Origin of the sequence: Streptomyces sp. NBC_01288 (assembly GCF_035982055.1) — a bacterium.
GTDB lineage: Bacteria > Actinomycetota > Actinomycetes > Streptomycetales > Streptomycetaceae > Streptomyces.
In genome coordinates, this window is the sequence record NZ_CP108427.1 from 1,105,893 (window position 1) to 1,128,256 (window position 22,364).

Annotated in this window: 20 protein-coding genes; 8 read left to right on the forward strand and 12 right to left on the reverse strand. The window is 71.4% G+C overall.

Annotated elements, in window-relative coordinates; translation table 11 throughout:
* Positions 1 to 4: 4 nt before the first annotated feature.
* Positions 5 to 643, reverse strand: coding sequence for an RNA polymerase sigma factor (locus OG194_RS05035; RefSeq protein ID WP_327399616.1), 639 nt, complete (start codon positions 641 to 643; stop codon positions 5 to 7).
* Positions 640 to 2,076, reverse strand: coding sequence for a S8/S53 family peptidase (locus OG194_RS05040; protein ID WP_327399617.1), 1,437 nt, complete (start codon positions 2,074 to 2,076; stop codon positions 640 to 642). The genes OG194_RS05035 and OG194_RS05040 overlap by 4 nt, the downstream gene beginning before the upstream one ends.
* Before the next feature lie 110 nt (positions 2,077 to 2,186).
* Here OG194_RS05040 and OG194_RS05045 point away from each other — a divergent pair, with 110 nt between their 5' ends.
* Complete coding sequence (locus OG194_RS05045) at positions 2,187 to 4,790, forward strand: CHAT domain-containing protein (protein ID WP_327399618.1); 2,604 nt, start codon at positions 2,187 to 2,189, stop codon at positions 4,788 to 4,790.
* A 381-nt stretch (positions 4,791 to 5,171) separates the two neighbouring features.
* On the opposite strand, the gene OG194_RS05050 is transcribed toward OG194_RS05045, so the two are convergent.
* The gene (locus tag OG194_RS05050) at positions 5,172 to 7,070 is read right to left on the reverse strand and encodes a LuxR family transcriptional regulator AbsR2 (protein ID WP_327399619.1); all 1,899 of its coding nucleotides are present in this window, start codon (positions 7,068 to 7,070) and stop codon (positions 5,172 to 5,174) included.
* A 94-nt stretch (positions 7,071 to 7,164) separates the two neighbouring features.
* Here OG194_RS05050 and absR1 point away from each other — a divergent pair, with 94 nt between their 5' ends.
* Positions 7,165 to 8,262 carry a beta-glucuronidase AbsR1 gene (gene absR1, locus OG194_RS05055; protein ID WP_327399620.1) on the forward strand — a complete coding sequence of 366 codons (1,098 nt, stop codon included), beginning with the start codon at positions 7,165 to 7,167 and terminating at the stop codon, positions 8,260 to 8,262.
* Between the two features lie 337 nt (positions 8,263 to 8,599).
* The gene (locus OG194_RS05060) at positions 8,600 to 8,740 is read left to right on the forward strand and encodes a hypothetical protein (RefSeq protein ID WP_327399621.1); all 141 of its coding nucleotides are present in this window, start codon (positions 8,600 to 8,602) and stop codon (positions 8,738 to 8,740) included.
* Here the strand turns inward: OG194_RS05060 and OG194_RS05065 are convergent.
* Complete coding sequence (locus OG194_RS05065; RefSeq protein WP_327399622.1) at positions 8,737 to 9,738, reverse strand: sulfurtransferase; 1,002 nt, start codon at positions 9,736 to 9,738, stop codon at positions 8,737 to 8,739. The two genes, OG194_RS05060 and OG194_RS05065, sit on opposite strands and share 4 nt — an antisense overlap.
* 390 nt (positions 9,739 to 10,128) lie before the next feature.
* Between OG194_RS05065 and OG194_RS05070 the strand changes: the two genes are divergently transcribed.
* The 5 genes from OG194_RS05070 to OG194_RS05090 all read left to right on the forward strand — a co-directional run bounded on the left by OG194_RS05070 (position 10,129) and on the right by OG194_RS05090 (position 14,826).
* Positions 10,129 to 11,049, forward strand: a complete 921-nt coding sequence (locus OG194_RS05070; protein WP_327399623.1) for an ABC transporter substrate-binding protein — start codon at positions 10,129 to 10,131, stop codon at positions 11,047 to 11,049.
* A 129-nt stretch (positions 11,050 to 11,178) separates the two neighbouring features.
* Positions 11,179 to 12,216: an ABC transporter substrate-binding protein gene (locus OG194_RS05075; protein WP_327399624.1), complete on the forward strand. Its 1,038-nt coding sequence runs from the start codon at positions 11,179 to 11,181 to the stop codon at positions 12,214 to 12,216.
* Complete coding sequence (locus OG194_RS05080) at positions 12,213 to 12,986, forward strand: ABC transporter permease (protein WP_327399625.1); 774 nt, start codon at positions 12,213 to 12,215, stop codon at positions 12,984 to 12,986. The genes OG194_RS05075 and OG194_RS05080 overlap by 4 nt, the downstream gene beginning before the upstream one ends.
* Positions 12,983 to 13,744 carry an ABC transporter ATP-binding protein gene (locus OG194_RS05085; protein WP_327399626.1) on the forward strand — a complete coding sequence of 254 codons (762 nt, stop codon included), beginning with the start codon at positions 12,983 to 12,985 and terminating at the stop codon, positions 13,742 to 13,744. The genes OG194_RS05080 and OG194_RS05085 overlap by 4 nt, the downstream gene beginning before the upstream one ends.
* Positions 13,741 to 14,826, forward strand: a complete 1,086-nt coding sequence (locus OG194_RS05090; RefSeq protein WP_327399627.1) for a phosphotransferase enzyme family protein — start codon at positions 13,741 to 13,743, stop codon at positions 14,824 to 14,826. Before OG194_RS05085 ends, OG194_RS05090 begins: the two co-directional genes overlap by 4 nt.
* On the opposite strand, the gene OG194_RS05095 is transcribed toward OG194_RS05090, so the two are convergent.
* The 8 genes from OG194_RS05095 to OG194_RS05125 all read right to left on the reverse strand — a co-directional run bounded on the left by OG194_RS05095 (position 14,801) and on the right by OG194_RS05125 (position 22,341).
* The gene (locus OG194_RS05095) at positions 14,801 to 15,250 is read right to left on the reverse strand and encodes a GNAT family N-acetyltransferase (protein ID WP_442811494.1); all 450 of its coding nucleotides are present in this window, start codon (positions 15,248 to 15,250) and stop codon (positions 14,801 to 14,803) included. The two genes, OG194_RS05090 and OG194_RS05095, sit on opposite strands and share 26 nt — an antisense overlap.
* A 183-nt stretch (positions 15,251 to 15,433) precedes the next feature.
* Positions 15,434 to 16,573 carry an LLM class flavin-dependent oxidoreductase gene (locus OG194_RS05100; protein ID WP_442811782.1) on the reverse strand — a complete coding sequence of 380 codons (1,140 nt, stop codon included), beginning with the start codon at positions 16,571 to 16,573 and terminating at the stop codon, positions 15,434 to 15,436.
* A gap of 15 nt (positions 16,574 to 16,588) precedes the next feature.
* A complete protein-coding gene (locus OG194_RS05105) occupies positions 16,589 to 17,668 on the reverse strand; it encodes an LLM class flavin-dependent oxidoreductase (RefSeq protein WP_327399630.1) in 1,080 nt (359 codons plus the stop codon).
* The gene (locus tag OG194_RS05110; RefSeq protein ID WP_327399631.1) at positions 17,665 to 19,038 is read right to left on the reverse strand and encodes an NtaA/DmoA family FMN-dependent monooxygenase; all 1,374 of its coding nucleotides are present in this window, start codon (positions 19,036 to 19,038) and stop codon (positions 17,665 to 17,667) included. Before OG194_RS05110 ends, OG194_RS05105 begins: the two co-directional genes overlap by 4 nt.
* 19 nt (positions 19,039 to 19,057) lie before the next feature.
* The gene (locus tag OG194_RS05115; protein WP_327399632.1) at positions 19,058 to 20,278 is read right to left on the reverse strand and encodes an LLM class flavin-dependent oxidoreductase; all 1,221 of its coding nucleotides are present in this window, start codon (positions 20,276 to 20,278) and stop codon (positions 19,058 to 19,060) included.
* A gap of 74 nt (positions 20,279 to 20,352) precedes the next feature.
* Positions 20,353 to 20,472 carry a putative leader peptide gene (locus OG194_RS47600; RefSeq protein WP_366096911.1) on the reverse strand — a complete coding sequence of 40 codons (120 nt, stop codon included), beginning with the start codon at positions 20,470 to 20,472 and terminating at the stop codon, positions 20,353 to 20,355.
* A 17-nt stretch (positions 20,473 to 20,489) separates the two neighbouring features.
* A complete protein-coding gene (locus tag OG194_RS05120) occupies positions 20,490 to 21,233 on the reverse strand; it encodes a GNAT family N-acetyltransferase (RefSeq protein WP_327399633.1) in 744 nt (247 codons plus the stop codon).
* Between the two features lie 79 nt (positions 21,234 to 21,312).
* On the reverse strand, positions 21,313 to 22,341 hold the full coding sequence (locus tag OG194_RS05125) for an ABC transporter substrate-binding protein (protein ID WP_327399634.1): 1,029 nt from the start codon (positions 22,339 to 22,341) through the stop codon (positions 21,313 to 21,315).
* Positions 22,342 to 22,364 lie beyond the last annotated feature (23 nt).

A 22,364-nucleotide genomic window follows, 5' to 3' on the forward strand; every position in this document is an offset into this window, starting at 1 on the left:
CCGTTCACACCGCCCCCCGGGCGTCGAGTCGGGCCCGCAGCCGGCGCAGGCAGCGCTGGCGCATCGGGCCGATACTGCCGACGGCGATCCCCAGACCGGCGGACACCTCCTGATAGCTGGGCGGCGGCGAGGCCATCAGCACCCGCAGCAACTGCCTACAGCGCTCGCCCAGTTCCTCGAACTCCTGCCACAGCCGCCGGATGCGCTCGGCGTCGGAGGCCGCCTCCTCCGAGTCGATCAGCGACTGCTCGGGGGTGCGCTCCTCGCTGATGCGGTCGAGGAGTTGGGGATCGTCCGTCGGCATGAGCCGCCGTAGCGACTTGATCACCTTCAGGCACTCGTTGCGCGCGGTGCTCGCGAGCCAGGAGCCGGCCTTCTCGGGTTCGCGGATGCGCCGCAGGTGCTGGGCGAAGCGGAACCACACGGTCTGGTAGACCTCGTGGCCGTCGGCGTCGGAGAGCCGGTGGGCGCGCACCACTGACCAGACCAGTGGGCTCAACCCCTCCACGAGCGCCTTCCAGGCCGCCGCGTCGCCGTCGACGGCGGACTGGACGAGCGCGCCGACTTCTGCACGTTCCACGGTGCCACCCCTCGTGTACGGCATGTCATCGTACGCCGTGGAGGGGATGGTTCCGGCCCTCATGCCGGAGGGGAGAGCGGTACGACGGGGACCGGGCGCCAGGTGGGTGGGCGCAGCGCCGGTACGTGCGCCCCGCGCACTTCGGCGTACTCGGTGTTCCCCGTGAGGAGTTGGGTGCGGGCGGCGCGCGCGTCGGTCTCCTTGTTGGCCGTCATGAAGGCGGCGACCATGCCGGCGGCGACGGGTGCGGCGAACGATGTCCCGCTCCAGCGCGCGAGCCCCTCGAACGTCGCCTGGTCCGGGCTGCCCGGCTCGGTGTCCCCGGTCTGGCTCAACACGCCCTTGTGGGTGGGTGATTGGCAGGTGCAGGAGTAGGTGAAGCCGAAGCGGCAGGCGTCGTAGGTGGTGTGCTGGTAGGCGTACGGGGTGGGTGCGCCGAAGCCGGTGAGCGGGCCGATGAGCCGCTCGCCGGGGGCGTAGGCCTTGACCCACGCGCCGTGGTTGCTGAAGCAGGCGCCGAACTCGCCGTCGCTGCGCAGCGCTCCGACCGAGAGGACGACGTCCTGGTAGTCGGGCAGGTCGGCGTAGGCGGCGGGCCAGAACGGGGTGGCGCTGGCGTTGTTGCCGGCCGCGGCCACCAACAGGGTGCGTTGGCCCCGCAGTTCCTGCATGAAGCCCTCGACGCCGAGGAGTCCGTCGGTGCGGCCGTTCGAGGTGCCGGCGGAGAGGCTGATGACGTCGGGCCAGCCGTTCTGGTCGACGGCGGCGAACAGCGCCTCGCCGAAGTCGGATTCGAGGATGGCGCCCGCGTCGTTGAGGGTGTTGCGGACCGTGACCTCGGTGTTGGGCGAGACGGCCGCGACGAGCCCGGCGATGAACGTGCCGTGTCCTACGTACTGTTGGAGCACTCCCGCGTCGTCGGTCTCCCGGATCTGCGCGTCGCCCTGGACGTGGGCCAGCAGCGGGTACGACCGGTAGTCGTGCATGAGGCCGGTGTCGATGACGAGGACGCCCACGGCGGTGTCGGCGTCGTAACCGGCTTCCGCGGGCGCCGGGTTGGAGCCTTCGGTGAGCGGGGCGGGCACGGGCTCGTCGCCCGGGCAGGCGTTCACCGCGATCGACACCACGTGGTTGCGGCTGACCAGTCGGCGTCCGGCGCGGCCCTCCGGCTCGCGCAGGGCGCGCAGCGCGTTCGCCACGGCGTGGTCGCCGCGCCGGTCGCCGACGCCCGGGTCGCCGACCTGGATGCGGGTGATGCCGGACCGGTTGGTCTCGGGGCCCGCCCGGCGCACGGAGTCCGCGCTGAGGCCGGTGGCCGCGGTGAAGTGCGTGCGGACGGTGTCCTCGACGACGCGGGCCTCCTCGCCGTCACGGGCGAGCACGACGCCCTTCTCGTAGAAGAACTCGGCGGTGTCGTCCGGCCCCATCGCCAGGGGGACGTCGGGCATCGAGCGCTGGATCTGGTCGAACTGCTCGTGGAATCGCTGTGGTGCCATGGCGTGTTCCTCCCACTGCGGCGGCGGTCGTCAATCAGAGCCGCCGGGCCGCTCCTTGATACAGCCCCAAACCTGTGTGGTCTGCACCTGGGACCACTAGCATGGGAGAAGTGACAGCGGGAAGCGACTCGATTCTCGAACTGCTGCCGATGGTGTTCGCGGCCCCGAACGAGGCGCTGGCCGGTGCGCGGGAGGTTCTCGACGGCGATCCGACGCCGTTCCGGGCCTCCGTGGCGCACCACGCGATCGGCATGTGGCAGCGGGACTTCGGCGATCTACGGCTCGCCCTGCACCATCTGCGGCGGGCCCGCGACCTGGCGGCACGCGCGGATTCGGCGGACCGCGAGGCGGACGTACTCGGCACGCTGGGCGTGGCGTTGGTGCACGCGGGCCGCACCCGACAGGGCCTGGATGCCTTCGAGCGGGGCATCGCCCGCGGCACGGGACAGACCCGGGCGCGGGTGCTGTACCGGCGGGCGTACGTCTGGTGGGTGCTGGGCCGGCACCGCGAGGCGCTGGAGGACGTACGGCGGGCAATCGCCGTGCTGCGGCAGGCGGATGACGTGATCTGGATCGCGCGGGCGATCACCCTGCGCGCGACCGTGCATCTCGCGCTGGGCGCGGTGGACCGGGCCGACGCCGACTTCACGGCGGCCGAGCGGCTGTGGGAGACCACCGGCCAGGAGCACGACAAGGCGGACGTGGTGGAGAGCCGGGGGCTGGCCGCGTTCCGGTCGGGCGACATCCCGGTGGCGCTCCAACTCCTCGACGAGGCGAAGGAGATGTACGCCAAACTCGCCATCCCGACGTTCATGCTCACCATCCGCCGCTGCGAGGTGCTGATGAGTGCCGGACTCGCGTCCGAGGCACTGACCCACGCGGACACGGCGGTCGGGCTGCTCGACGGCATCGGCGGACAGTCCACCCGCAAGGCGGAGTTGCTGCTCGTGGCCGCCCGTGCGGCACGGCTCGCGGACGATCCGCACACGGCGATCGCGCGGGCCGCCGTGGCGGTACGGCTGTTCGCCGCGCAGCGGCGCACCTGGTGGGAGACGCATGCCCAACTGGTCCTGATCGAGGCCCGGTTGGCGGCCGGGCGCGCGTCGGGACGGCTGGTGGCGGACGCCGCCGCGGTGGCCGACCGACTGACCACGTTCGGCTCACCGTCCGCACCCGAGGCCTCACTCCTCGCGGGCCGTATCGCGCTCACCCTCGGCTGGACGGCGGACGCGGAACGGCACTTGGCGGTGGCCGCCCGCAGCAGACGTGGCGGCCCGCCGCTGGCCCGGATGACGGGCTGGGCGGCGCAGGCGCTGCGCGCGCAGGCCGCGGGCTCCGGGCGAGGTGTGCTGGAGGCGTGCCGGCGCGGGCTCGACGTCCTCGACGATCACCGTACGACCCTGGGTGCCTCGGAGTTGAGGGCGCGGGCGACCGCGCAGGGCGCGGAACTGGCGGCGCTGGCCCAGAGCGCGAGCCTGGTGTCCGGCGGCCCGCGACGCCTCCTGGTGTGGAGCGAACGCTGGCGGGCGACCGCCCTGTCCACCCCACCCGCCCGGCCACCGGCCGATCCGGCCCTTCTCAGCGACTTGACGGCGTTCCGCGTGATCGCCGCCCGCGCGGAGGAAGCCCGCAGCAAGGGCCGACCGCTGCCGCCCCTGGAACGCGAACAGCGGCGCCTGGAGCGGGAGATCCGCTCCCGCACCCTCCGTATGCGGGGCGACGCCCCCGGCGGGGGCGACCGCTTCGACCCGACTCGCCTGCTGGCGCGCCTCGGTGGGACACGGCTGGTCGAACTGGCCGTGGTGGACGGCCAGGTGCACGCCCTGCTCTGCGGGGAGGGAAGGGTACGCCGCTTCGAGGCAGGCCTCCTCGCGGAGGCGATGGCCGAGGCGGAACACGTACAGGCAGGTCTACGACGCCTGGCGCACCCCGGAGCGGAAGCGAGGCTCCCGGTGGTGGAGGCGGCGGGCCGCCGTCTGGAGGAACTCCTCCTCGGCGAGGCGGCTCAACACCTGGGCTCCGGGCCGGTGGTGGTGGTCCCGCCGGGCCGACTCCACCGCGTGCCCTGGGCGTTGCTGCCGTCGCTGCGCGAGCGCGTGCTCAGTGTGTCGCCGTCGGCGGGCAGTTGGCTGCGCGCCCTGGACACCGAACCGCCGTCCGGCGGCCGGCACGTCCTGGTGCGCGGCCCGGGCCTCGCGACCGGCGGCGCCGAGGTCCCGGACCTCGCCGACCGTTATGTCAGGCCCACGGTCCTGGAGCACGACGACGCCGAAGTACCCCGCGTGCTGGCCGAGTTGGACGGCGCGACCCTGGCCCACATCGCGGCCCACGGCACGTTCCGTGCGGACAGCCCCCTGTTCTCGTCCCTACGCATGGCCGACGGCCCGCTCATCGTCCACGACTTCGAACGCCTCGCCCGCAGCCCGTACCGCATCATCCTCTCCAGCTGCGACACGGCACGCCTCGCCTCGGTCGGCGCGGACGAACTCCTCGGCCTGGTCACGGCGTTGCTCCCCCTGGGCACGGCAGGCGTGATCGCGAGCAGCGCCCCGGTCAACGACGCGGCGGTCGTCCCCCTGATGCTCGCCGTGCACAAGGGCCTGCGCGCCGGCCTGTCTCTGGCGGAGGCGCTGCGCGATGCCCGGGCGTCGTTGCCGGGTGACGCGGTGCATCAGGCGACGGGGTGGGCGTTCTCGGCGTTCGGGGCGGCTTGAGGGGTCGAGGGGGAAGAGGGATGGTGGGGTGGTCGGCGGAGGGCGGGTAGGGGGCCGTCGACGAAGCCCGGGGGCTGGGCGGTTGGCGGAGCCCGGGTGGTTCGGCGGTGGGGCCCGGCCGCGCCGCGAGCTGTGCCGCGCGCCTGCCTGGCCTCGCTCGGACTGATCCGCGCCTCGCCCCGAGCGCCTGCCGGTTCGGCCCGACCAGCCCCCTCGACGGGTCAGGCCGAACCGGCAGATCCTCCCCCGGGCCGCCCCGTCTCGCCCGGTCGGCGGTGAAGCGCATCGAGCAACTGCCCCACCCAGAACGGCAATTACGTGCCGCCGGACCGAGCCGGAGCCGTGCCGATCACCAGTCAGTCCCAGCCCCGCCGGTCCCCCTCACGCCGACTGCGCCGCAGGCAGTTCCACCAGCCACGGCAACGCCCCGCGGTCGCTCGCGCCGAGGCGGGCGTAGGCGCTGTAGAGGTGGTTGCCGACGGTGCGGATGGAGAGGGTGAGGCGGTCGGCGATCTGGCGGTTGCTGAGGCCCGCGGCGGCGAGGGTGACGATCTGGCGTTGGCGGGCGGTGAGTTCGCCCAGGACCAGGCCGGACAGGGCGGGGGTGCGGGCGCCCTGGCAGCGGCGGGCCAGGGCTACCGCTCGGGTGCGGGACATGCGGGCGGCGCGGGGGTCGCGGTGGGCGCGGACCGCCTGGGCGTGTGCCTCGGCCGCGAAGAGCAGGAAGCCGCGTTGTTCCAGCTCCCCCGCCACCTTGTCCAGTGCGGGGCCGTCTCCCTCGACCAGGGCCTCCGCGTGCCTCGCGAGGACGGCCGGTCCGTCGCCGGGCAGTTCGGCGAGGCGGCCGGCGACGCGTTCGGGGGCGCCGAGGCGTACGGCGTCGTAGAGGACGTACGCGGCTGGCCTGGCGTCCTCGGCGGTGAGGCCGCGGGGCTCCTCGCCCTCTCGCCACCTGTCGTCGGCGATCTCGCGGGCCGCCTCCACGTCGCCGCGTGCCGCCGCCAGCCAGCTGCCCGCATCGTCGGACTCGGGGCGCTGGGCGAGGGCCTCGTCGGTGGCCGGTACGTCGCCCGACTGGGCGGCGGCCAGGGCGAGTTCGGCGGCGCAGTCGCGGCTGCCCGATGCCTCCCGCAACCCTTCCCGCGCCCAGGCCGCCGCCTCGCGCAGCTCCCCCCGGAGTCGCGCGAACCGTGCGCGGACGGCGGCGTACCCGGCCGGTACCGGCGCGCCCTCCGCCACCAGCCACTCCCCCACGGGCGTCGGCAGCGGACGTACGTCGGTGCGGTCGATGCGGTCGGTCAGCGCGGACCGCTCGGCCGCGAGGGCCGGGACGCACTGGTCCGGAGTGCGGGCCAGTCGGCGGGCCCGGAGCCGGCCGGCCGCGGCGCGCAGCGCGGGGCCGTGCAGCGGGTGGGCGAGGCGGACGGCGCCCTCGTCGTCGACGTGGATCAGGGTCTCGGTCTCCAGGCGTTCGAGGACGTCGAGGTCGAAGTCGTCCAGCGAGGACGCCAACGGCTCGGCGAAGGCGAGGCGTTCGAGGCTCTCGCGGTCCTCGGGGCCGGTGTGGGCGAGGACTTGCGCGGTGCGTTCGCGGACCGTCGCGGTGACCGGCACCGGGCCGCGCCACGCCCACTCGTCGGAGTCGGTCGCCCGGGTCAGCAGCCCGCGTTCGCGCACCGCGCCGAACAGGTCGCGCAGCAGCCGCAGATCACCTTGGCAGAGGCCGTACAGGCGGTTCACGGTGAGGGGTTCCAGCGGCCCCCCGGCGCCCAGCGCCAGCAACTGGGCCGTCTCCTCCCGGGGCAGCGGCTCCAGCGCGAGGCGCGGCAGCAGCTCGCCCGTCCACAGGCGCGACACCGCACCCGGCACCGGGTGGCCGTCGGCCACCACGACCACCAGCCGGGTCCGGCCGTGGACGGCGAGTTGGTGGACGAGCGCGGCCGAGGAGTCGTCGAGCAGATGGGCGTCGTCCACGAGCAACAGCCGGACACCGGACAGGAGTTGGACAGCGCGGTGCAGGGTGACGCTCTCGGGGAGCAGGTGTGCGAACGCGGCGAAGGGCAGCGAGCGGGTCTCGGGCGTCCCGGTGACCTTGGCGCAGTCGCCGCCCCGGACGGCCTCGGTCACCAGCCGGGTCTTGCCCCGACCGGCCGGACCGGTCACCACGATGCCGTGCCGCCCGGCCGTCAACGAACCGCGGATCAGCTCCAGTTCGTCCTCCCGGCCGGTGAACGGCCAGGGCAGTTCCAGGGTCTTCGCGTCCTGTTCGAAAGTCGTCACACAGATAGGAGCCCGGCTACTCACCCCTGATACAGGGTGACTTGAGTAGCCCTCGACTCAGGCGCCCGGGAACGGTCACCGGCAGTCTGGTCGCATGACCACCCGCTACTGCTCCCTCGCGCAGCGGTCGGCCCCGGAGTTCGCACCGGGACTGACCGCCGAGCGACGCGGTGCGCTCATCGGCGGAAGCCGCATGTGGGTCAACGGAACAGTCCTGCACTACTACTTGTTCGACGCCGACAACGCGGCCGCCACCGACACCTCCGTCATCCCGGTCCCCGGGACGGGCGAGATGCGGCGGGTGCCGTGGGCCGGCGCCAAGGAGCAGCAGGACGTCGTACGCGAGTGCTTCCGTGAGTGGCGGGGCCTCGGCATCGGTGTCGACTTCGCCGAGGTGGGCGACCGTTCGGAGGCGGAGCTGCGCATCGGTTTCCAGCCCGGTGACGGCTCCTGGTCGGCGGTGGGCCGTGACGCGCTCACCGTCGGTCTGTCCGACCGCACCATGAACTTCGGCTGGGACCTGACCGCACCCGGACAGCGCGGTACGGCCCTGCACGAGATCGGGCACGTACTGGGGCTGCTGCACGAGCACCAGAGCCCGTTCGCGGGCATCCACTGGGACGACGAGGCCGTCTACGCCGAGCTGGCGGGCCCGCCGAACTTCTGGAGCCGGGACAGGACCCGCTGCAACATCCTGCACAAGCTGGACCCGGACGAGGTCAACGGCTCCGTCTGGGACCCGCAGTCGGTCATGGAGTTCCCGTTCGCGTCGGGACTGATCCTGGAGCCGGAGGAGTACCGCACGGGTCTGCACCCGCACGGCAGCCTCTCCCCCTCCGACAAGGAGTTCGTCCTGCGCTGGTACCCGCCCGCCGGCCCTCCCCGGCCGGCCGAGCTGGTGCCGTTCCGGTCGGCGCCGTTGCGCCTGGCACCGGGCGAGCAGGCCGACTTCGCGATCGAGCCGACGCAGACGCGCGAGTACGCCGTCGGGGCCTTCGGGGACAGCGACACGGTCGTCGTGGTCTTCGAGGAACGGGACGGCGAACCGCGCTTCCTCGCCGGGCAGGACGACGGGGGCACACCGCACAACGCAACACTCAAGGTTCGGCTCGTCAAGGGCCGCCGCTACTTCGTCCGTGTGCGCCTGTACTCCACGTGGGGGTCGGGGGACACCGCGGTGATGTGCTGGTAACAGCATGGGTACAGCCGCACGCGGACGGATGAACCACTGTCCGGCGCCGGGGGAAGCGGCCGAGGTTCGTAGCCTTCGGGGGAGGGATACGAACCTCGGCCACGCCGCCGTTCTCGGCGTTCGACCGCCCAACTCGTCGCATTGTGACGGGTCTTGTACCGACTGATCACCGCGCATAGGGTCCCTCCATGCACGATGAGATCACGGCGAGGTTCGGCTTGAGTTCTACTCGTTCGACGGCCGGATCCTGGAGATCTTCGGCGGCCACCCCAACCGCTTCCACATCAGGAATCTGCGCCTGCGTGTCACCGGCCCCGATCGGAAGGGGCGGCGGACCGTGACGATCGTCCACGCTCCGCCGGGATCCTCGGGTCACAGTCTCAGCTGGCAGGCCACGGCCGCGGAATGGGAGCAGTCCTCCGACCTGGTCGCGCTGCTCGAAGCGGTACAGGCGAGCATCGGACAGGAGTCGGCCTAGGACCCCAACTCCATAGGCCGCGCAGGGTCCTTGGACCACTCCTCCAGCGAACCGTCGTAGACGGACACATCCGTACGGCCGAGCAGGGTGAGCGCGAGTGCCGCGCCCGCCGCCGAGATGCCGCCGCCGCAGTACAGGACGACCGGTGAGTCGTCACCGTCGAGGACCGCGTCGACCCGTGCCGCGAGTTCCTCGGCGGGCAGCACATGTCCGGACGCGTCGAGGAGGCCCCGGCCCGGGAGGCTGCGGCTGGCGGGGATGTGGCCGCGGCGGCTGTAGCGCGTCGGGGCCGAGCCGTCGTAGCCGCCGCTGGGAAGGGCGCACACGAGGGTGCCGGGGCGTTCGCCGCGGCTGATGGCGGCCACGTCCTCGATACCGGCCCACAGGTCCGGACGTACGACGGGTGTCACGGGCCGGACGGCGGGAACCGGTCCGGGAGCCCCGGCCGGAGCGGCGGACGCATCGATCGGATCGACCGACCCGGTGGACCCGCCGGACGGACCAGCGGACCCGGCGACCGAAGGCCCCGCCTGCCCAGCCGTCGCCGGGTCGGTGTCGTCCCCGGAGGCGAGCGGACGGCCGGCCGTCTCCCACGCTTCGAGACCGCCGTCCAGTACCGCCGCCGGTACCCCGATCGCCCGCAGCATCCACCACAGCCGGGCCGCCCAGATGCCGCCGCCGCTGTCGTAGGAGACGACCTCGCTGCCCTCCCCCACGCCCAACCGGGCCAGTGCGGCGGCGAGGGCCTCGGGGGACGGCACGGCGAAGTGGTACGGCGCCTCGTGATCGGAGAGCTCGCCGGTCAGGTCGGCGTGTCGCGATCCGGGCAGGTGCCGTTCGGCCCAGGTCCCGTGCCCGCTCGCGGAGCGGTGGTCACCGTCCTCGCGGGGTGAGGGCAGGAGCGCGGTGGCGTCGAGGACGACCAGCCGGGGGTCGTCGAGATGCGCGGCGAGCCAGGTGTCGTCGACCAGTGGGCCGGGCAGCAGGGAGGTGGTCATGGCGGCCGATCGTACGCCCGCGAACTGGGCGTCTCACGCCTCGGGCACGACCGTCTCATATCTCGGACCCCGCTTGCACAGAATCCGGGTAGTGCGGTTATCGTTCGGCCATCTACGCGGGAGCCCCTACCCGGTTGGGCTGAGAGGGCGTCTGGGACCGGCTCGTCGAGAGTCCGGCCCCCATGGGGACGCCGACCGCACCACTCGCGCCTCAGCGCCCGCGTAGGAGTTCACGTGTCTACAACAGTCGAGCCCATGCCTCCGGTGGTCAACACCCCGGCGCGCCGCTCCTGTTGTCGTCGCACGCACTGATCCACCGCCTCCGCGCACCCCTCCTCCGTCTCCTCCCTTCAGGCGCCGTCACGCCTGCGCACATTCCGGAGTACCCCCATGCCGCACATACGGGTCATGCTCGACTATTTCCACCCCTGGCCGAATTCGGCCGGTCTGTACGTCGCCCGCGCCCGCCGCTGGTACGCCGAGGCCGGTCTGGATGTCGAGCTGGTGGTCCAGGATCCGGGACGCGGGGACACGCTGGAGTACCTGGCCCGGGGCGAGGTGGACTTCGGCATCTTCCCGCCGAACCGGCTGCTCGCCCGGCGCGCGGAGCACGGCCAGCCGCTGATCGCCGTGTCCGCGATCAACCACCGGGGTCTGGAGGCGATCCAGACCACCACGTCGACCGGGATCACGCGTCCCCGGGACCTGGCCGGCCGCCGTATCGCCTACAACCCGACCCCGCGCGGCCGGGCCATGGTGCGTCACTTGGTGGCGGCCGACGGCGGTGACCCGGACGCCGTGATCAGCCTGGACGCGGGCAGCCGTGAGCTGACCGTGGACGACATCGCGGCGGGCGAGGCGGACGCGACCTTCGGAAACTACTGGTCCTGGGACGCGCTGCGCGGCGATCTGCCCGAGGAGGAGCGGCTGACCTGGCCGGTCGACGAGATCGGCGCCCCGCGCTACCACAGCTACCTGCTCGGCACGAACGAGGACCTGCTCACCCAACACCCTTCTCTTGTACGGGACTTCCTCGCCGTCACCGCTCGCGGCTACGTGGCCGCCGCCCAGGAGCCGGACGCCACCCTGGAGTTGCTGGAGCAGGTCATCCCGTACTTCCCCCGCCCGCTGATCGCCCGCTCCCTCGCACTCATCGCGCCCACCTGGACGGACACGGACGGCCGTTGGGGCGTGATCGACGAGGGCCGGATGGGCCCGTACGCGCACTGGCTCGCCGAGAACGGCGCGATCCCGGACGACCGCGACTGGGCGAAGTCCTTCACCAACGGCCTGCTGGACGTGGCCACATGAGAGCCCTGGCCTGCCAGGCGCGGACGCTGACCCGGCGTCTCGCCGTCGACTTCATGCGGGTGGGCAGCGCGCTGTGTCGGCCCTGACCGGACCGACCCACCAGCCCTCCCACCCCTCGAAGGACCCGACATGCATCGCCGTACCGCCCTCTCCGCCATAGCCGCGGCCGCCGCCCTCGCCACCATCACCGTCACCGGCTGCTCCGCCGACTCCACGGCCGCCGCGAAGGACGGCACCACGACCGTCACGCTCGCCCTGGACTGGACGCCCAACACCAACCACACCGGGATCTACGTCGCCCAGGCCAAGGGCTGGTTCAAGGCCGCCGGGATCAACGTCAAGATCGTGCCGTACGGTTCGACCGCGCCCGAGACGCTGATCGCCAACCACAAGGCGGACTTCGGAATTTCGTACCAGGAGGGCATCACCACCGCGCGCGCGGCGGGCCAGGACATCACCTCCGTCTACGCCGTGACGCAGAAGACGGACGTGACGATCGCCGTGCGCGCCGACCGCGACGACATCACCACGCCGAAGGACCTGGACGGGAAGACGTACGCCGGTTTCGGCGCGCCGTACGAGAAGCCGCTGCTTCAGAAGGTGATCCAGAACGCGGGCGGCAAGGGCGACTTCAAGCAGGTCACCCTCAACACCTCGGCGTACGCGGCGCTTTACGCGGGCCAGGCGGACTTCGCGATGCCGATGCCGACCTGGGAAGGGCTGGAGGCGAAGCTGAGCGGCAAGCCGCTGAAGAACTTCCAGCTCTCCGACTACGGCTTCCCGGCGATCTACTCGACCCTCGTCGCGTCCTCGGACCAGTTCCTGAAGAAGAACCCGGAGGTCGCGAAGAAGTTCCTCGCCGCCGTCGACAAGGGCTACCGCTACGCCGCCGAACACCCGTCCCAGGCAGCCGACTTGCTCATCTCCGCGAACAAGAGCGTCCTCACCAACACCAAGCTGGTGAAGGAGAGCGAGGCGCTGCTGGCCAAGGAGTACTACAAGGGCACGGACGGTTCGATCGGCACGCAGAGCGCCGCACGCTGGCAGGCCTTCGCGGACTTCGAGTACAAGGCGGGCCTGCTGGTCGACGAGAACGGCAAGAAGCTGACGTCCGCCCCGAAGGCGTCGACCTTCTTCACCAACGCGTACCTCCCGGACGCCAAGTGAGGCCGCTCCTGCGGTCGTTGTGGCCGCCGCTCCTCGTCCTCACGGTGGTCCTCGGCGGCTGGCAGCTCTACGTCACCGCCGCCGGTGTCGATCCCACGACGCTCCCCTCCCCCGCCCGGGTGGTGGAGCAGGGCTGGCTGAACCGCCAGGACCTGTGGGACCAGACGCTCCCCACCCTCCAGGAGACGCTGCTCGGCTTCGCGTTGTCGTTCGCGGCGGCCTGGCTGGTCGCCGTGCTCCTCGACTTCTCCTCGGCGGCCCGCCGGGGCCTGTACCCGCTGCTCGTCGCCTCGCAGACCATCCCGATCGTGGCCGTGGCACCGCTGTTGATCATCTGGTTCGGCTTCGGACTGCTGCCGAAGATGCTGGTGGTGACCCTGACGACGTTCTTCCCGCTCGCCGCGAACCTCGCGGCTGGCTTCGCGGCTACCGACCGCGAGGCGATGCGGTTGCTGCGCTCGCTCGGCGCGGGCCGCTGGCGGACGTTCCGCCTGGTGCGGGTGCCGAGCGCGATGCCGTACTTCTTCGCCGGGCTGCGCGTGAGCATCACCTACGCCGTCGTCGGCGCCGTGTTCGCCGAGTACGCGGGCGCCGAGGCGGGCCTCGGGATCTATATGCAGGCACAGAAGAGCGCGTTCCGCACGGACTTGGTGTTCGCGGCGGTCGCCGTGACGGCCGCGCTGAGCATCGCCCTGTTCGGAGCGACCTATCTGCTGCAACGGCTGGTACTCCCGTGGGAGCGGGCGTTGAAGGAGGACACGTCGTCATGAGCAGTCTGCGTATCGAGGGCGTCGGCAAGTCCTTCGGGCAGTTGGAGGTTCTCCGGGATCTCGAACTCGCCGTGGAGCTAGGTGAGTTCGCGGCGGTGATCGGCCCGAGCGGCAGCGGCAAGAGCACCCTGTTCAACCTGGTCTCCGGACTGGACCGCCCCACGACCGGCCGCGTCCTGGTGGAGGGCGAACTGGCCGGGGTGGAGTCGGGCAAGGTCGCCTACATGCCGCAGAAAGACCTCCTCTTCCCGTGGCGGACCGTCCTCGACAACACGGCACTGGGCCTTGAGGCACAGGGAGTTGGGAAGAAGGAGGCACGGCGCCGGGCCGACGCCCTGTTCGTGGACTTCGGCCTGGACGGCTTCCAGAAGGCGTACCCGTCCCAACTCAGCGGCGGTATGCGGCAACGAGCGGCCCTGCTCCGTACGGTGGTTCTGGAGCGACCGGTCCTGCTGCTCGACGAACCGTTCGGCGCGCTCGACTCCCTCACCCGGACCGAGATGCAGCTGTGGCTGGCGGGCATGTGGCAGCGCCACCGCTGGACCGTGGTCCTGGTCACCCACGACATCCGCGAGGCGGTCCTGCTGGCGGACACCGTGCACGTCCTGTCCCCCCGCCCGGCCACGATCGTGGACCGCGTCGAGGTCCCGTTGGCCCGCCCGCGCGGCGCCGACGACTTCACGAACCCCGACTTCGCCACGACCGAGCGCCGCGTCCTGGACGCTCTGCGCGGCACAACGGCGGTGCGGACAGCATGAGTTCACACCTCGCCCACGGCCTGGGCACCGACCCGGTCGAACCCGACTGGCCACCGCTGACGGACACCGAGGTCACGGACATCGTGGGCCCGGCCAAGGTGATCTGGCGCAGCCCACGCCCCCTGTCGGCGGCAGCCGTCGTGGAACGGTCCAACCGCCGCCTCTTCGTGAAGCGCCACCACACCTCCGTCCGCACGGTGGAGGGTCTGGCCGAGGAACACGCCTTCCTACGACACCTGCGGCTGCGCGGTGCCCCGGTCGTCGAGGTGTTGGACGCGGCGACGCGCGGCGAGTGGACGTACGAGGTGCACTCGGCCGGAGTCGGCACGGACTTCTACCGCGACGCCCTGTCCTGGTCCCCGTTCCGCTCCCCCGCCCACGCGAGGGCGGCCGGCGAGGCGCTGGCCCGTCTGCACCTGGCGGCGGAGGGCTTCGACGCACCGCGCCGTCAAGTACAGCCGCTGGTCGCGTCGTTCACGGTGTTCGCCTCGGACGATCCGGAAGCGGAGCTGGAGCGGTACGTGGAGGAGCGCCCCCAACTGGCAAAGGGGCTCGCGGACTTCCCCTGGCGGGAGGACACGCGCCGCGCCCTGCTCCCGCTGTACGAGGAACTGGCCCCGCACCTCCCGGGCCTCACCCCGCTCTGGACCCACAACGACTGGCACGCCTCCAACCTCCTCTGGAACGAGGACGGTTCGGTCGCGACGGCCCTCGACTTCGGCATGAGTGACCGCACGACGGCCGTGCACGACCTGGCCACGGCCATCGAACGCAACACCGTCCAGTGGCTCCAGCCCGGTTTCCCGGTCCGCGAGGCGGACGCCCTCGCGCTCCTGGACGGCTATCAGTCCGTACGCCCGCTCAGCCCCACCGAGTCGAAGGCGCTCCCGGCTCTACTCCCCCTGGTCCACGCCGAGTTCGCGCTCTCCGAGCTGGGCTACTTCCACGGCGTGACGCGGTCGGCGGAGAACACCCGGCTGGCGTACGAGTACTACGTGGGGCACGCGGAGTGGTTCGCCGGGGAGAGCGGACGGCGCCTGCTGGACCTGTGCGGTGCTAGCGGGGCATCAGCTCACGGGTGAAGACGACACGTGGCCTGCCCGGGCCGTCGTAGTCCTCCACGGTGCGCGCCTCGAAACCGAGCGTGCGGTGGAAGGCGATCGAACCCTCGTTGGTGACCGAGGTGATGGCCTTGAGGCGGACCGCGCCCTGCCGTCCGGCGGCCTCGATGAAGGCCGAGTAGAGGCTGCGACCGAGGCCGGTGCCGCGCGCGTCGTCCCGGGTCGCCACCAGGTGTACGTAACCGGTGTGGTCGGGGGTGACGAACCCGAAGAGGTATCCACGGATACCGTCGTCGGCACGCGCGACCAGGCAGGTGGACCCGAACTCCTGCACCAGCGCGGTGAGATGGAGGGCGCGAAGGTCACGCTCTCCCCAGTAGCGTGCGTGGTCCTCCAGGACCTGGTGGAGGTCGGTGACATCGGCGGGTTCGATACGGACGTCCATGGCATCGATCATGGCAGAGAGCCGGTCGGCTCCCGTACGGTCCGATCGTGAAGGCGCTCGCCGACCCGTTTGAGCCGGCCACGCGGCGGCAGCCGCATATCGATGCAGCCGGTATCGGCGCGGCCATGCAGTCGGCCGCGCCGAAGCGGTCGTGTACGGGCGGTCGGTGGGGACTCCGGAGCATCAGCTCGACTGGGAGGAGTGACCCCGGCGGCTCCATTCCTGGGCGAGGAGTTCGTACGAGCGCACCCGGTCCCTGTGGTCGTGGGTGATGGTCGTGATGAGCAACTCGTCGGCACCTGTGGCCTCTTGGAGTTGTTCCAGCTGGTCGGCGACGCGGCCGGGCGAGCCGACGAACTGGGTGTCGACGCGGTCCTGGACCAGCTCGCGGTCCTCGTCGGTCCAGACGTGGGCGCGGGCTTCCTGCGGCGTCGGGAACTGGATGGCGCCCTCTGCCGTACGGATGGAGCGCACCCACAGGCCGTAGCCGGTGGCGAGTTCGCGTGCCGTGGCGTCGTCCTCCGCGACCACGATGTCGGCGGAGACGGTGACGTACGGCTTGTCGAGGGCGTCGGACGGCTGGAACGCGGCGCGGTAACCGTCCGCCGCCTCAAGGACGGTGGCCGGGCTGACGTGGTAATTCGCCGCGAAGCGGAGGCCGTTGCGGCCTGCGACCTCGGCGCTCGTGCCGCCGCTGCTGCCCAGGATCCACACTTCGACATCGGCGCCCTCGCCCGGTACTACGTGCGCCTCGATGCCCTCCGGTGAACGGTAGGTGCCGGCCAGCAGGGCGAGGACGTCGTCGATCTGCTCGGCGTAGTCCTGGGACTTGGCGTCGGGCAGCAGGAGCAGCTTGCGCTGGAGGGCGATTCTGGGTGAGCCGAGGAGGCGCTCGAAGGAGAAACGGGGCGGGATGCGCAGGCCGTTGGGGGCCCGGCCGTCGACGATCGGGGTCGCCGTCGGCAGCGGGGGCGACGGACGGCCGCCGGAGCGGCCCAGGCCCAGGTCGAAGCGGCCGGGGTGCAGCGCGTCGATCAGGCCGAACTCCTCGACCGTGGACAGGGCGGTGCGGTGGCCGAGTTGTACGGCGCCGGAGCCGAGCCGGATCGTGGAGGTGGCGGAAGCCGTCAGGGCCAGGACCACCGCGGGGGACGTGCCCGCGACGCCCGGGTTGAGGTGGTGCTCGGCGAACCAGTAGCGGGTGTACCCGAACTCCTCGGCCCTGCGCGCGAGTTCGATGGAGTTGCGCAGGGCCTCGGGCGCGGTGGAGCCGGAGGAGATCGGGACCAGGTCGAGGACGCCGAGGGGGATGCCGGGAGACATGTGATCGCTCATTCCTCAATGGTCGGCGGGTACGGGCTCGGGCAGGACCGGTCCCCAGGCGAACGGCGGGTCCGGGATGTCCTTGCGCAGCACGGGAGTCACGGCCGACTGGAAGAGTTCGAGCGAGTCCTTGTGCTGATGGTCCGTCAAGCCGCTTGCGTCCGCGTGGAGATGGAGCACCGTGTGGCCGAACTGCTCGTGGTAGCGGTGCACCTTGTCGATGACCTGCTGCGGGCTGCCGATCAGTGCGGAGCTGCGCTCGACGTAGTCCTCCAGGGTCTCGAAGACGATGGGCAGGCCCACCTGTTTCTGGAAGGCGAGGTTGCTCTCGAAGATCGGCCGGTAGACGGCCAGCGCCTCCTGGGTCGTGGGGGCGATGTAGAGGCCGGCCGTGCCCGCGCCCACCGCGATGTCCGCCGGGTCGTGGCCGTAGTGCTCCCAGCGTTCCCGGTAGTAGCGGATCAACTCGGCATAGGGCTCAATGGGGTTGGTGACGTTCGCGGAGAACAGCGGGTCGCCGTAGCGGGCGGCGAGGTCGACGCTCTCCTTGCTCGTCGCGCTGCCGTGCCAGACCCGGATGGGCTGCTGGTACGGCTTCGGCCACACCTCCGCGTCCTTCAGTTCCGGCCGGAAGCGCGTCTTCGCCGTCACCTTGTCCTGCCGCCAGAGCTGGCGGAACACCTCGTAGCTCTCGGCGTTGCGCTCCCACTGGTCCTCGGGGGTGACGTGGAACAGCTCGCGCTGGGCGGTGCCGTTGCCCTTGCCGATGATCAAGTCGAGGCGTCCGCCGGAGAGATGGTCGAGCGTGGCGTAGTCCTCGTAGGCGCGGACCGGGTCAAGGAGGCTCAGGGTGGTGACCGCCGTGAAGAGGCGGATGCGGCGGGTCAGTGCGGCGATGTGGCTGAGGACCACCGTCGGCGAGGAGGATATGAAGGGGCGCTCGTGCCGCTCCCCCACGCCGAAGCCGTCGAAGCCCAACTCCTCGGCCAGCAGGGCGTTGTCGAGGACTTCGCGGAAGCGTTCGTGCGTCGACTTCCGTATGCCGGTCGTCGGGTCAGGGCGGTGGACGATGAGGGTGATCGCGAGGAACTTCACGAGGCCACCCGTTCCTCGCGCACGTCGTCGGGGTGGGTGAGGCCGAGGTGGTCGCGCAGGGTCGGGCCCTCGTACTCGGTGCGGAAGACGCCCTGTTCCTGGAGCAGCGGGACGACCTTGTCGGCGAACGGGTCGAGTCCGGTCGGCGTGATGTGCGGGACGAGGATGAAGCCGTCGCTGGCGTCGGCCTGCACGAAGTCGTTGATGGTCTTCGCGACCGTGGACGGGGAGCCGATGAAGGCCTGCCGGTTGCCGGTCTCGATGACCAGGTCGCGGATGGACCAGCCGTTCGCCTCCGCCCGCTCACGCCATTCACTGGCGGTCGCCAACGGGTCGCGGTACATGCGGACTTGGGCGCGCCCCTTGGAGATGTGGTTCTCGCTGACGTCCGGGTCGATGTCAGGCAGCGGGCCGTCCGGGTCGTAGGACGACAGGTCCCGGTTCCAGACGAACTCCAGGTGCTTGATGGCCGTGGCGCCGCTGACCTGCTGGCGGCGAACTTCCTTGGCCAGGTCCTCGGCCTCGGCGTCGGTGTCGCCGAGCACGAAGGTCGCGGCGGGCAGGATCAGCAACTGATCAGACCTGCGGCCGTACTTGGCGAGGCGGGACTTGACGTCGGTGTAGAAGGCCTGCCCCTGGTCGAGGGTGCTGTAGCGGCTGAAGATGGCGTCCGCGCTGGACGCGGCGAACTCGCGGCCCTCGTCGGAGTCGCCGGCCTGGAAGATCACCGGGCGGCCCTGCGGGGAGCGCGGGACGTTGAACTGGCCCTGGATGTCGAAGTGTTGGCCCTGGTGGACGAAGGCACCGGCCTTGGCGTCACTCAGGAACGTGCCGCTCGCCCGGTCGGCGACGATCTCGTCGCCGTGCCAGGAGTCGAAGAGCTCCTGGGTGGTGGCGAGGAACTCCTTGGCACGGGAGTAGCGCTCGTCCTGCGGCAGGAAGCCGCCGCGGCGGAAGTTCTCGCCGGTGAACGCGTCCCAGGAGGTGACGACGTTCCAGGCCGCGCGACCGTCGGAGAGGTGGTCGAGGCTGGCGAACTGGCGGGCCACCTCGTACGGCTCGTTGAACGTAGAGTTGATGGTGCCGGTCAGACCGAGGTGTTCGGTGACGGCGGCGAGCGCGGCGAGGATGGTGAAGGTGTCGGGGCGGCCGACGACGTCCAAGTCGTAGATCTTGCCGCCCTGTTCGCGCAGCCTGAGCCCCTCGGCGAGGAACAGGAAGTCGAACTTGGCGCGCTCGGCGGTGCGGGCGAACTTCGCGAAGGAGCTGAACTCGATGTGGCTGCCGGCCGCGGGGTCACTCCACACGGTGGTGTTGTTGACACCGGGGAAGTGGGCGGCCAGGTGGATCTGCTTCAGGGGCTTGCTCATGTCGTACGGTCCCTCCGGCTCAGGCGGTGGCTGCGGCAGCGGCGTAGCGGTTGGCGGGGCGTGCGAGCCCCAGCAGTCCGCGCAGGGTGTCGGCCTCGTAGGCCTGGCGGAAGGCGCCCCGGCGCTGGAGTTCGGGGACCAGCTTCTGTGTGATCGCCGGGAGGTCGTGTCCGGCGACGGCGGGCCGCAGCCGGAAACCGGTCAGGCCTGCCCCCTGCAACTCCTGGAGCAGGTCGGCGAGTTGGGCGGGGGTACCGGTGAAGATGCGGGCGTCACTGGTGTACGGCTCCCCCGCGAGGGCGTCGAGGCGCTCGCGCCGCGCGATCGCCGTGGCCTCGTCGTCGTCGAGGAAGACCACCAAGTCGCCGAAGATGTGCAGGAGTTCACCGGCGCGGCCCGCGGTCTGCTGCTCGGCGCGGATCTCCGCGACGATCGCCCGCGCGTCGTCGGTGTCGTGCGGAGTGACGTAGCCGACGTCGGTGGCGCGGGCGACCAGCCGGTACGGGATCGTCTGGTGGGCGAGGGAGCTGACGATCGGCTGGCCCTGCGGCGGCCGGGGCGTGATGGAGGGGCCCTTGACGCTGAAGTGCCGGCCCTCGAAGTCGATGTAGTGCAGCTTGTCGCGGTCGACGAAACGGCCTGTGGCGACGTCCCGGATCTCGGCGTCGTCCTCCCAGCTGTCCCAGAGGCGGCGGACGACCTCGATGTAGTCGGCGGCCTCGTCGAAGTGCTCGGCGAGCCGCTCCTGTCCGGCTTCGGTCCGCAGGCTCTCCAGGCTGATCGGCGGGAAGGTGCGGCGGCCGAAGTGGTCGGCCTCGTGCGGGCGGGCGGAGAGCTGCACACGCAGGCCCGCGCGGCCGGTGCTGACGTAGTCGAGGGTGGCGATCGCCTTGGATATGTGGAACGGCTCCGTGTGCGTGGACACCACGGTCGGGACCAGGCCTATGTGGCTGGTGAGCGGTGCGATGCGGGCCGCGATGAGTACGGCGTCGAGGCGGCCGCGGACCTGGTCGGTGCGGCCGTCCAGCTCGGCGTAGTGCGAGGACTGGAGGCCGAGGCCGTCCTCGAAGGTCACGAAGTCGAGCAGGCCGCGCTCCGCCTCGGCGACGAGGTCGGCCCAGTACGCGGCGGTGAACAGGTCCCGGGGCCGGGCCACCGGCTCACGCCAGGAGGCCGGGTGCCAGCCGGTTCCGTCGAGGGCGACGGCGAGGTGGAGGGGGGAAACGGGGGTCGAGGACACGAGGGTGCCTTCCTGGAGGTCCGTACGAGATCGCCGGCCCTCGGAAACGGGCGCACGGCGGCTGGGGCAACGGGTCAGGGGCGACAGAGCGCGCCGGCGACACGCAGCAGATCTATGTGCTGCCGCGTGGTGAGTCGCACGTGGAGGACGGATGCGCCACACATGTGCTCCACCTCCACGGATTCCGGCTTCATAAGGGGCAACGGCACAGCTATGCCGTTTCTTCCGGATCGGGGGCGGCAATCGGGCCGGTGCGCCGGACGAGCGAGAAGACGGTGCGGGCGCGCAGCGTGAAGCCGATCGACTCGTACAGCCGGATCGCGCCGGTGTTGGTGGCCGCGGCGTGCAGGAAGGGGTGCTCGCCGCGTTCCTTGATGCCGGCGGCGACCGCGCGGACCAGGCGGGTGGCCAGGCCCCGGCCGCGGTGGTCGGGGTCGGTGCAGACGGCGCTGATCTCGGTCCAGCCGGGCGGGTGGAGGCGTTCGCCGGCCAGGGCGATCAGGCGGCCGTCGTGGCGGATGCCGAGGTAGGTGCCCAGTTCGACGGTGCGGGGCAGGTAGGGGCCGGGTTCCGTGCGGGCGACCAGGTCGAGGATCTCGGGTACGTCGCCGGGGCCGAGGCGTACGGCCTCGGGGTCGGGCTCGGCCCGCAGCCCGGTGTCCACGAGTTGGACACCCTGTCCACTGCGGACGATCTCCCAGCCTTCGGGGACCTCGCTCACCCCGCGTACGGCCGCGGTGCCGCCTTGGCCGACGAGGGTGGCCAGGTCCGCCCAGGCGCGCGGGTCGTCGTTGTCGGTGATGGCGTTGAAGCCGGCCACGTCGACGGGGTAGCGGGCGGCGCGGCCGACGCGCTCGGCGAAGTGGGCGTGCGGGCCGGTGAGCGCGGCCCAGGCCGGGTTGTCCAGAACGTGGGACGTGGATGTGGTGGTTTCGATACTGGCGGTGGAAGACATCGGGTGACGGCTCCAGTACTGGTCGCGCGGGTGGGGACCCCGCCGTGACGTGGCGGGGTCCCCTGGCCGAGAGGGTGGGTCAGGAGTCGCTGAGCGGCAGTCCGGGCGGGTTGACCTCGGACTTGGCGACGGCCTCGTTGGAGAGGTTCCAGGCGGCCAGCCACTTGGCGTACTGCCCGTTCTTGATCAGGTAGTTGATGGCGTCCGCGAGGGGCTTGGCGAGGCCGCTGTCCTTCTTCGCGGTGGCCGCGATCAGGCCCTGGAGGGAGGATCCGGCGCCGGAGTAGGTGCCCGCGTTGCGGACGGCCTTCGCCGTGCCCGTGGTCGAGGACACCTGGTAGGCGACCGACGGGTTCGGGGCGAGGTAGGCGTCGATCTTCCCGGAGGCCAGCGCGAGATACGTGCTGTTGTTGTCCTGGAAGTACTTGACGGTGAGCGCCTTCTTGCCTTCGGCGGCCAGCTTCTTCTTCCACTCCAGGAGGATCCGCTCCTGGTTGGTGCCCGCGCCCACGGCGACGGTCTTGCCGGCGAGGTTCTCGTAACTGCCGTCGAAGTTCCAGGAGTTGCTCGCCTTCACCGCGAAGCCGAGGTTGTCCTCGCGGTAGGAGGCGAACTCGTACTTCGCCTTGCGCTCCTCGGTGTCGGTGACGTTGGAGAAGGCGACGTCGACCTTGCCGCTGTCCAGACCGATGAAGAGGTTCTCCCAAGTGGAGTTCTTCAGCTCGGGCTTGAGACCGAGAACGGCCGCGACCAGGCGGGCGATGTCGGTCTCCGAACCGGTGAGGGTCTTCTGGTCCGAGCCGACGTAGCCGAGCGGCGGGGATCCTGCGGGCAGGAAGCCGACGCCGATCTCCAACGTGCCGCTCTTCGCCACGGACTTGGGCAACTCGGCGCTGATCGACTTCACTTCGGCGACCTTGAGTGTCGTCTCCTTGGCGGCGCCGTTGGAGAGAGCGCCCACGGTGACCGTGCCGGAGGCGGCGCTGCCGGACGTGGTGGCCGCGTCACTGTCGCCGCCGCAGGCCGCGAGACCGCCGGCGAGGGAGGCGAGGACGGTTCCCGCGGTGAGTCCGCGAGTGAGTCTGCTGCGAAGGCTGGGCGTAGACATGGCTGTTCCTAGGCTCGGTGTTG

What these genes read in the sequence shown, in the direction of transcription:
- OG194_RS05035 (WP_327399616.1), bottom strand. Translation starts at nt 643, where the DNA reads ATGAGGGCCGGAACCATCCCCTCCACGGCGTACGATGACATGCCGTAC.
- OG194_RS05040 (WP_327399617.1), bottom strand. Translation starts at nt 2,076, where the DNA reads ATGGCACCACAGCGATTCCACGAGCAGTTCGACCAGATCCAGCGCTCG.
- absR1 (WP_327399620.1), top strand. Translation starts at nt 7,165, where the DNA reads ATGACCACCCGCTACTGCTCCCTCGCGCAGCGGTCGGCCCCGGAGTTC.
- OG194_RS05065 (WP_327399622.1), bottom strand. Translation starts at nt 9,738, where the DNA reads ATGACCACCTCCCTGCTGCCCGGCCCACTGGTCGACGACACCTGGCTC.
- OG194_RS05070 (WP_327399623.1), top strand. Translation starts at nt 10,129, where the DNA reads ATGCCGCACATACGGGTCATGCTCGACTATTTCCACCCCTGGCCGAAT.
- OG194_RS05075 (WP_327399624.1), top strand. Translation starts at nt 11,179, where the DNA reads ATGCATCGCCGTACCGCCCTCTCCGCCATAGCCGCGGCCGCCGCCCTC.
- OG194_RS05085 (WP_327399626.1), top strand. Translation starts at nt 12,983, where the DNA reads ATGAGCAGTCTGCGTATCGAGGGCGTCGGCAAGTCCTTCGGGCAGTTG.
- OG194_RS05090 (WP_327399627.1), top strand. Translation starts at nt 13,741, where the DNA reads ATGAGTTCACACCTCGCCCACGGCCTGGGCACCGACCCGGTCGAACCC.
- OG194_RS05095 (WP_442811494.1), bottom strand. Translation starts at nt 15,250, where the DNA reads ATGGACGTCCGTATCGAACCCGCCGATGTCACCGACCTCCACCAGGTC.
- OG194_RS05100 (WP_442811782.1), bottom strand. Translation starts at nt 16,573, where the DNA reads ATGTCTCCCGGCATCCCCCTCGGCGTCCTCGACCTGGTCCCGATCTCC.
- OG194_RS05110 (WP_327399631.1), bottom strand. Translation starts at nt 19,038, where the DNA reads ATGAGCAAGCCCCTGAAGCAGATCCACCTGGCCGCCCACTTCCCCGGT.
- OG194_RS47600 (WP_366096911.1), bottom strand. Translation starts at nt 20,472, where the DNA reads ATGAAGCCGGAATCCGTGGAGGTGGAGCACATGTGTGGCGCATCCGTC.
- OG194_RS05120 (WP_327399633.1), bottom strand. Translation starts at nt 21,233, where the DNA reads ATGTCTTCCACCGCCAGTATCGAAACCACCACATCCACGTCCCACGTT.
- OG194_RS05125 (WP_327399634.1), bottom strand. Translation starts at nt 22,341, where the DNA reads ATGTCTACGCCCAGCCTTCGCAGCAGACTCACTCGCGGACTCACCGCG.